Consider the following 7,779-nt stretch of genomic DNA (forward strand, 5'->3'; position numbering starts at 1 on the left):
CGAGACAAAGGCTCGCGATGAAGCGATGGAGGAGAAAGTGCGCGCCGACGCTACTTCGAATCGTTGGCGGCGAGCGGCGCCGGCTGGATACCGGCTTGAGCGGTCGTGTCCATGCCCGCGGGCAGCGTGCGAGCGTTGCGCAGGCGCATGATGGTCTGCCGCGAGGTGCTGAGGGAACGCGCGATCTCGGTCACCGTGAGGCCCGCATCGAGCCCGAGCATCGCCTGGCGCTGCTGCGATGAAGTAAGCGAGCTCGGACGTCCCTGCGCGATGCCGCGTTCCTTCGCGGCGCTCGCGGCTTCGCGGGCGCGGCTGCGGCGCGTCACGCGCTCCAGATCTTCCGCGAGCTGTAGCGCCTTCACGAAACCGCGCGCCGCCTCCGAGCAGAGATCGTCTTTACCATACGCGAGACACACCGCGCCGATGCCGCGTTTTTCAAGTCCGTCGATCGTCGTGAGGACATCCGCGACGCTGTTTCCGAGGCCCGAGAGCCGGGTCGTGATCAGCGTGTCGCCCGACTGGAGGCGTCGCAAGACGCGCTGGAAAGCAATGCGCGACGACACGGGCGTGGTGCAACTGCACCGCTCGACGAAGACCGCGCTCATATCGACGAAATAGCCCGCCGCGTCGATCTCGAACAGATCCTGTTCGTGGGTCGGAACACCCCGGCTTTCCTCGAAAACGTACACGACAAGTGCCATTGGCCTGACCCTTCTCTCATTCGGAAGTGTGCGCACGGCTCGGACAGAGACGCCCGCTTACAGTATGGCAGCGGGACCGTCGCAGATAAAGTACGCAATGCGCGCCATGCGTACGTCGTGCCATGCGGACACGTGCAATCAGAGTTCGGGCCGCGCGATATCAGCCTTCACCACGGCATCGCCGTTTTCGACCGCGGCGGCGACGGCGGCCGCTTTCGTCGCGAAAGGACCGATGCTCGCCGCGCCATCGAACGGAAAGAGCAGTCTTCCGTCGGTCTTGCGCACGACCTTCAAGGTGCCGAAAAAGCCGCTCGCGGTGCTGCCTCTGTACGACGCATAGATCTGGAAGTCGTCTTCGTTTACTCCCGGCGTCGGCGCGACCGTGCGCGTCGGAAAGAGGACGAGTTTCGGGCGCTTGCCACTCGATTGAGTCACTGGGACCACCGCTCATTCGTTTGATGCTTCATTGTGGTTCAGCCAACACACGATGACGGCGTACGGAAACCACGCATTGCCGGTCAGCGAGCGCTCGGGCGGCACGCGCATTGCTGAAAACGAATACATTTTTTGGCAGGGAGGCGTCGTCGGATGAGCGAGCCGGTGACGGCGAATCGCGCGAAGTGCCTTTACCAGCGATCAACAACAAGAACGATGAAGGAAACGTCGATGCGGGCAACCATTCTTTCCCACGAAAAGCCGTCCGATGCGTCATCCGCGGAGATACATCGCTTCAGGTTCAAGATAGACGACGAGCAATCCGGAACGATGTTCGAATCCATCTCGCTGCGCACGGCGCGCGTGCTCGTCGAGCATTTCGAGGACGGCAACGCGTTCATTCGCATGCTGAGGGCGATCGTCGCCGCGCATTGCGACGAGTACGACGCGCTGATCGGGCGCGTCTATACGGATCATCGCGAGCCGGCTTGAGAATCAGCAGAATCAGCGGCGCGCTTCGGTCGCCATTCTCATCGCGAGGCCGGCGAGCACGGTGCCCATCAGCCAGCGTTGAACGAGCAGCCACGCGGGCTTGCGCGCGAGAAAGACGGCGATCGAGCCGGCCGTCAGCGCGACGGTCGAGTTGACGGTGATGCTCAGCACGATCTGCACGACACCGAAGGCGAGCGACTGGCCGAGCACGCTGCCATGCGCCGGATCGATGAACTGCGGCAGCAGCGACAAGTACAGCACGGCGATCTTCGGATTCAGCAGGTTCGTGACGAAGCCCATCGTGAAGAGCTTGCGCGGGCTGTCGATGGGTAAATCACGCACCTGAAACGGCGAGCGTCCGCCCGGTTTCACGGCTTGCCAGGCGAGATACAGCAGATAGAGCGCGCCGCCGAAGCGCAGCGCGTCGTAGGCGAATGGAATCGCGATCAGCAGCGCGGTGATGCCGAACGCGGCGCACAACATGTAGAACACGAAGCCGAGCGCGACACCCCCGAGCGAAATGAGCCCCGCCGAACGGCCCTGACAGATCGAGCGCGAAATCAGATAGACCATGTTCGGCCCCGGCGTGAGCGCCATGCCGAGCGCGACGAGGGCGAATGCGAGCAGTTGCGGGGTCTGAGGCATCGGGCGGCTCCGGACGGTAACGGTCGAGCGATTTTCCCGCGCGAATCCGCCTGCGCGCCAGATACAAAACCGGCGCGCTGCGTCGATACACTTAATCGAAGCCGAGGAACGTCGAGAAATTGCGCACCGGTTCGCGCGCCATGTCGATGCGGTTGACGGGCGCTTCTTCATCGGGATAGCCGAGACTCATGCCGCACACGACCTCATGGCCCGGCGGAAAGTCGAGATGCTCCGCGATGACCTTCTGAAAGCGCGCGAACGACACCTGCGCGCAAGTCGCGAGACCGACCGCGCGCGCGGCCAGCATCACCGTCTGGATGAAGATGCCGTAGTCGAGCCAGCTATATTTCGTGAGCGTGGAATCGATCGAGAAGATCATGCCGACCGGCGCGCCGAAGAAATCGAAATTCCTCGCGGTGACGTTCGCGCGCGCTTGCAGATCCGACTTCGCTACGCCGAGCGCGCCGTAATAGCGCATGCCGAACGCTTCCTGCCGCGAGCGCATGACATCGGGTAAGGAATCGGGCATATGCCGCAGAGGCGGATGCGCGTCTTCGTCGTGGGCTTGCCGCAAGGCATCGCTCAACGCGGTCTTGCGCTGGCCCGTCAGCACATGGACGCGCCACGGCTGCGTGTTCGAATTGCTGGGCGCATTGCGCGCGACATCGAGTATGTCTTCGATCACGCGGCGCGCAACCGCCTCTTCGGTGAAGAAGCGAATCGCACGGCGCGAGCGGATGATTGCATCGACGACGGAGGCATCGGGGTGAGCGTGACGATCGATCATGAGGCGATGGCGTGTAAGCGAAGTTGCCTCATGATGACACGGCGAAAAGCGTCGCTGCGGCGAAATCCGTGCAAGACCATCTTGAACGAAACGCCATGCAGCGCCCTTTCGCCAGGCCCGCCGATCAGCGCATGCCGCCGCTCGCGATGAGGCTTTCGCCCGTCATCCAGCGCGCATCGTCGGATGCGAGGAACACCGCGATCGATGCGATATCGTCGGGCTGGCCGAGACGTCCAAGCGGCGTTTGCGCGAGCGCGGCCGCATCGAAATCGGAACCGATGATGCCCGCGCTATGCGTGCCTTCGGTCACGACGACACCCGGATTGATCGAGTTCACGCGGATCTTTCTCGCGCCGAGCTCGCGCGCCAGCACGCCGGTGATCGCATCGACCGCGCCTTTGGTGCCGCTATACACCGCGCTCGCCGGCGGCGTAATGCGGGTCACGACCGAACTCACGTTGATGATGCTTCCGCCTTCGCCTAGATGCTTCGCGGCCGCTTGCGTCGTCAACAGCGTGCCGAGCACGTTGACATTGAACTGCTTATGAAAGTGCTCTTCGGTGATTTCTTCGAGCGGCGCAAACTCGTAGACGCCCGAGTTGTTGACGAGAATATCGAGGCGTCCATACGTTTCGATCGCGGCGCTGACGATGCCTTGCGCATCCGCTGCCTTCGAAACATCGCCGCCGACTGCGATCGCCCGTCCGTTTTTCGCGGTGATGTCCGCGACCACCGCATCCGCGCCCGCCTTGCTGCTCGCATAGTTGACGACGACTGCGGCGCCTTCCGCCGCGAGCGCTTTCGCGATGCCCGCGCCGATACCTTTCGATGCGCCCGTGACGACCGCCACCTTGCCTGCGAGTTTGCTCATGATGTGTTCCTTGAAAAGTCTGTCTGAAGTCGGGAATGACCGGATGTGTGCAATGTAGCCATCTGATCGGGTGCGATAAAGCGGCGTAAAGTGAAAAGACTTGCAGCCTCGGACGAATAATCGACTGGAGACGGCGCATGAACCCGGACACGCTTCGTACCGACACGAACTTCGCGGGCCGGATTCCCGAGCTATACGACCGGCTTCTCGTGCCGATGCTCTTCGAGTCCTACGCCACCGATATCGCAAAACGCGCGGCCGCGCTTGGACCGTCGCACGTACTGGAAACCGCCGCGGGCACCGGCGCCGTCACGCGCGCGCTGGCGCGCGAGTTGCCGGCGCATGCCGAACTCGTCGCGACGGACTTGAATCAGGCGATGCTCGATCGCGCATCGATGACGCCCATCGACAAGCCGGTGACGTGGCAACAAGCCAATGCATTGCAACTGCCTTTCGACGATGCCCGCTTCGATATCGTCGTCTGTCAGTTCGGCGCGATGTTCTTTCCGGACAGGACGGCTGCTTACACGGAAGCGCATCGCGTGCTGCGACCGGGCGGCGCCTTGCTGTTCAACGTGTGGGACCGCATCGAAGAGAACGAGTTCGCCGACACGGTAACCGAGGCGCTCAGCGCGCTTTTTCCCGATGATCCGCCGCTTTTCATGAAGCGCACGCCGCACGGATATTTCGATCGTGAAGCGATCTCGCGCGATCTTTCGAACGCGGGCTTCGATGCACCCGCGCACTTCGATACGGTCACGCGGCGCAGTCACGCGTCATCGGCGGAAGACGTGGCTATCGCTTACTGTCAAGGCACGCCCTTGCGCAACGAGATCGAAGCGCGCCCGCGCGCGAGTCTCGATGACGCGACATCGGCGTGCGCCGCGGCGATTGCGGCGCGCTTCGGTTCAGGCGCCGTCGACGGCAAGATTCAGGCGCATGTGATCCTCGCGCAACGCTAGCGCGCGAGCACGCGTTCGAGCCACGCGAGCAGCGCATCCGGCGAGCACGACGCGCTTCTGAAGCCGATATGCCCGTCCGGCCGCACGACCCAGGCCATACCGTTTTGCGCGCCGAAGGCAGCGGCGAACTCGCCGGCCTTATCGCTCAATGACCGATACGCTTCCGGCGCAGGATCGAATGACTGCCCGTTCGCCACGCCCGGCGACACGATCAAGAGCGCGTTCGCCGCCGTGCCGAGCGCGGCGCGCCACGCAGCGACGGCGGCATTGAACGCGGCGACGCGCGCGCCGCCGGCATCGTCGTCGTCGATATAGCCGATGAGCGTATGACGCCCTCGCCCGAGATGATCCTGCAAGCGCTGCGCGTGCCCGACGAACGCCTGCACGAGCCCGCCCGTTTCCGGCACGCGATCGCCGGGCGCGGGCAATTCCGCCGCGATATCGGCACATTCGTCCGCGACGATCGGACTGCCGCGATAACCGATGAGCAATTGCGTCTCGCGCGTCGCGGGCCGAATCTCGCCATGCGCGAGCACGGTGTTCATCGCGCGGCTCGTCTGTTCGACGACATCGAGACCCACAGGCCGCCGCTCCGCCTCATAACTCGCGAGCAGCGATGCGCCCGCGAGTCCGCGCACCGCGAGCGTGAGTTTCCACGCGAGATTGTGTGCATCCTGCAAGCCGGTGTTCATGCCCTGCCCGCCGACCGGCGGATGAATATGCGCGGCATCGCCCGCGAGAAACACGCGGCCTTGCGAATAATGCTGCGCGATCCGATGACTCACGCGATACACCGACGACCAGCGCATCGACGAAAGCCGCGTGCCTTTCGGAAGAATCGGCAGCATGATGCGCTGCACTTCGTCGAAATCGGGCGTGGAGTTGAGCGTGTGACGCGCGGCATCGTCGGGCAGGAGGACCATCGACAGTCGATAGCGACGCGCGGAACCGCGTACCGGCAGCGCGGCGAGCGTGGTCGATCCGGCGTCGCCAACGCCTGTCACGTTGAAGCGATACATGCGACCGCGCGGCAGATCCCAGTCGACGTCGAGATCGGCAAGCATGAAGGTTTGCGGATACTGATCGCCTTCATAGGCCATGTTCAGATGACGCCGCACCGTGCTGCGCGCGCCGTCGCAGCCGACGAGCCAGCGGCAACGAACGGTGCGCGACTCGCCACATGCGTCCTGAATGTGCGCGTCGATGGCATCGCCGGATTCGGTGAAATCGACGAGCGTCGCGCCGTATTCGACGTGCCCGCCGTTGCGCACGAGCGCCGCCTCCAGGATGCGCTCGGTCTCGAACTGCGCGAGCGCGAGCGCGCCATACGGCAGCCCTTCGCGCGGAATTTGCGCACTGAAGGCGGGCGTGCCGTCCTGAAACGTCTCGGCGGCGGTGAGCCACACGCCTGCATCGATCGCGTCGCGCGCGATGCCGAGATCCTCGAAAATTTCGAGCGTGCGCGCCGTGACGCCCAGCGCTTTCACGAAGAAGGCGCGCTCGTCGTGGGCGTCGATCACGCACGCTTTCACGCCGGCGCGGCGCAGTTCGGCGGCGAGCATCAGGCCGACGGGGCCTGCGCCGGCAATCAGCACATCTGTCGTATCGAACATGATGCGATTTCTCCCGAGGAAACCGTCGATGCTTTGGCGGCGCAAAACGCGCGAGCGTCAGAATAACGCGTCAGGCGCTGTGCGCGCGCGTTCCGTGAATCGTCTCGCGCTATGATTTGCCCATCGCACGATGACAACGACAGCCGATCATGGCCCGACGAAGCAAACAGGAAGACACCCAGCCGGACAACCTCGACACCGCCGACGAAGATGCATCGTCCGGCGGCGGCTCCAGCTATCTCGTGCCGGGCCTCGAACGCGGCCTGCGCATCCTCGCCGAATTCTCGGCGCGCGAGCCGGTGCTGGGCGCGCCGGAGCTGTCGCGGCGTATCGGCATTCCGCGCACGACGACCTTCCGTCTTCTGCAAACGCTCGAGGCGCTCGGCTTTCTGGAGCGCGTGAACGGCGACCGCAATTTCAGGCTGGGCGTCGCGGTGTTGCGGCTCGGCTTCGAATACGTGAACTCGCTGGAGCTGACCGATTTCGGCACGCCGGTGCTCGAACGCCTGCGCGATGCGACCGGGCTTTCCACGCATCTCTTGATCCGCGATCAGCGCGATGTCGTGTTCGTCGCGAAGGCGCAGAGTCATGAGCCGCTGTTCAGTTCGGTGAAGGTGCATGTGGGCACACGCCTGCCCGCGCATGCGACCGTGCACGGACATGTGCTGATGGGCGATCTGTCGCTCGCCGCGCTCAAGGCGCTTTATCCCGAGGCGCGACTGGAGAAGTACACGGAGCGCACGCCCGCGAGCGTCGACGAACTTTATGAGCGGGTGGAGGAATGCGCGGCGCTCGGATATGGGTTGAGCGAAGCATCGTTCGAGCGCGGGATATCCGTCATCACCGCGCCCGTGCGCGATCATTCCGGTGGGATCGTCGCGGCGGTTGCGGCGACGGTGCCGCGGTCGGACATCGGTGCCGATGAAGAGAAGTCACGGCTCGTGGAGACGATTTGTGCCGCTGCTGTGGAGCTTTCTATGCGGCTTAATTATCGGGCTTTGGGCGGGGATCCTACCGTTGCGCTCGGCGCGCGTAGGGTGCTTGGTTGATTAGTTGGTTTCTTTCGCCGGATCCCGTTTTGTTTTTGGTTTATTAGCTTCGCCCCTGTGCGGGGCGGCAGTCACTTTCTTTGCTGCTGTGTATAGACCGGAGACATGGGTAACAGGTGTGTCAGGACATGGGTAACACATTTAGCCCCTCTGGCTGCCACGTTTCAAGCTGATCGTATCGATGCGATGATGCACAAAATAGACGTCGTAGCTACCATCGGTCT

At 63.6% G+C, this 7,779-nt stretch carries 9 protein-coding genes; 3 read left to right on the plus strand and 6 right to left on the minus strand.

Annotation, left to right across the window (positions count from 1 at the left end; genetic code table 11):
- Positions 1 to 50: 50 nt before the first annotated feature.
- Both AWB74_RS34960 and AWB74_RS34965 read right to left on the minus strand, forming a co-directional pair.
- Complete coding sequence (locus AWB74_RS34960) at positions 51 to 701, minus strand: recombinase family protein (protein WP_061151193.1); 651 nt, start codon at positions 699 to 701, stop codon at positions 51 to 53.
- A 138-nt stretch (positions 702 to 839) separates the two neighbouring features.
- A complete protein-coding gene (locus AWB74_RS34965; RefSeq protein WP_235024790.1) occupies positions 840 to 1,136 on the minus strand; it encodes a DUF6723 family protein in 297 nt (98 codons plus the stop codon).
- 231 nt (positions 1,137 to 1,367) lie between these two features.
- Between AWB74_RS34965 and AWB74_RS34970 the strand changes: the two genes are divergently transcribed.
- Complete coding sequence (locus tag AWB74_RS34970) at positions 1,368 to 1,628, plus strand: hypothetical protein (RefSeq protein ID WP_143749373.1); 261 nt, start codon at positions 1,368 to 1,370, stop codon at positions 1,626 to 1,628.
- Between the two features lie 12 nt (positions 1,629 to 1,640).
- On the opposite strand, the gene AWB74_RS34975 is transcribed toward AWB74_RS34970, so the two are convergent.
- The 3 genes from AWB74_RS34975 to AWB74_RS34985 form a co-directional block, all read right to left on the minus strand.
- Positions 1,641 to 2,273, minus strand: coding sequence for a LysE family translocator (locus AWB74_RS34975; RefSeq protein ID WP_061151195.1), 633 nt, complete (start codon positions 2,271 to 2,273; stop codon positions 1,641 to 1,643).
- A 91-nt stretch (positions 2,274 to 2,364) separates the two neighbouring features.
- Positions 2,365 to 3,060, minus strand: coding sequence for a nitroreductase (locus tag AWB74_RS34980; protein ID WP_061151196.1), 696 nt, complete (start codon positions 3,058 to 3,060; stop codon positions 2,365 to 2,367).
- Positions 3,061 to 3,184: 124 nt separating this feature from the next.
- Positions 3,185 to 3,931, minus strand: a complete 747-nt coding sequence (locus tag AWB74_RS34985; protein WP_061151197.1) for a glucose 1-dehydrogenase — start codon at positions 3,929 to 3,931, stop codon at positions 3,185 to 3,187.
- Between the two features lie 137 nt (positions 3,932 to 4,068).
- On the opposite strand from AWB74_RS34985, the gene AWB74_RS34990 reads away from it, so the two are divergent.
- On the plus strand, positions 4,069 to 4,893 hold the full coding sequence (locus AWB74_RS34990) for a class I SAM-dependent methyltransferase (protein WP_061151198.1): 825 nt from the start codon (positions 4,069 to 4,071) through the stop codon (positions 4,891 to 4,893).
- Here the strand turns inward: AWB74_RS34990 and AWB74_RS34995 are convergent.
- Positions 4,890 to 6,506 (minus strand): FAD-dependent monooxygenase, encoded by a 1,617-nt coding sequence (locus AWB74_RS34995; RefSeq protein ID WP_061151199.1) that lies wholly within the window; start codon positions 6,504 to 6,506, stop codon positions 4,890 to 4,892. The genes AWB74_RS34990 and AWB74_RS34995 overlap by 4 nt on opposite strands.
- 149 nt (positions 6,507 to 6,655) lie before the next feature.
- On the opposite strand from AWB74_RS34995, the gene AWB74_RS35000 reads away from it, so the two are divergent.
- The gene (locus AWB74_RS35000) at positions 6,656 to 7,555 is read left to right on the plus strand and encodes an IclR family transcriptional regulator (protein WP_061151200.1); all 900 of its coding nucleotides are present in this window, start codon (positions 6,656 to 6,658) and stop codon (positions 7,553 to 7,555) included.
- Positions 7,556 to 7,779 lie beyond the last annotated feature (224 nt).

Origin of the sequence: Caballeronia arvi, from assembly GCF_001544695.2 — a bacterium.
Lineage (GTDB): Bacteria > Pseudomonadota > Gammaproteobacteria > Burkholderiales > Burkholderiaceae > Caballeronia > Caballeronia arvi.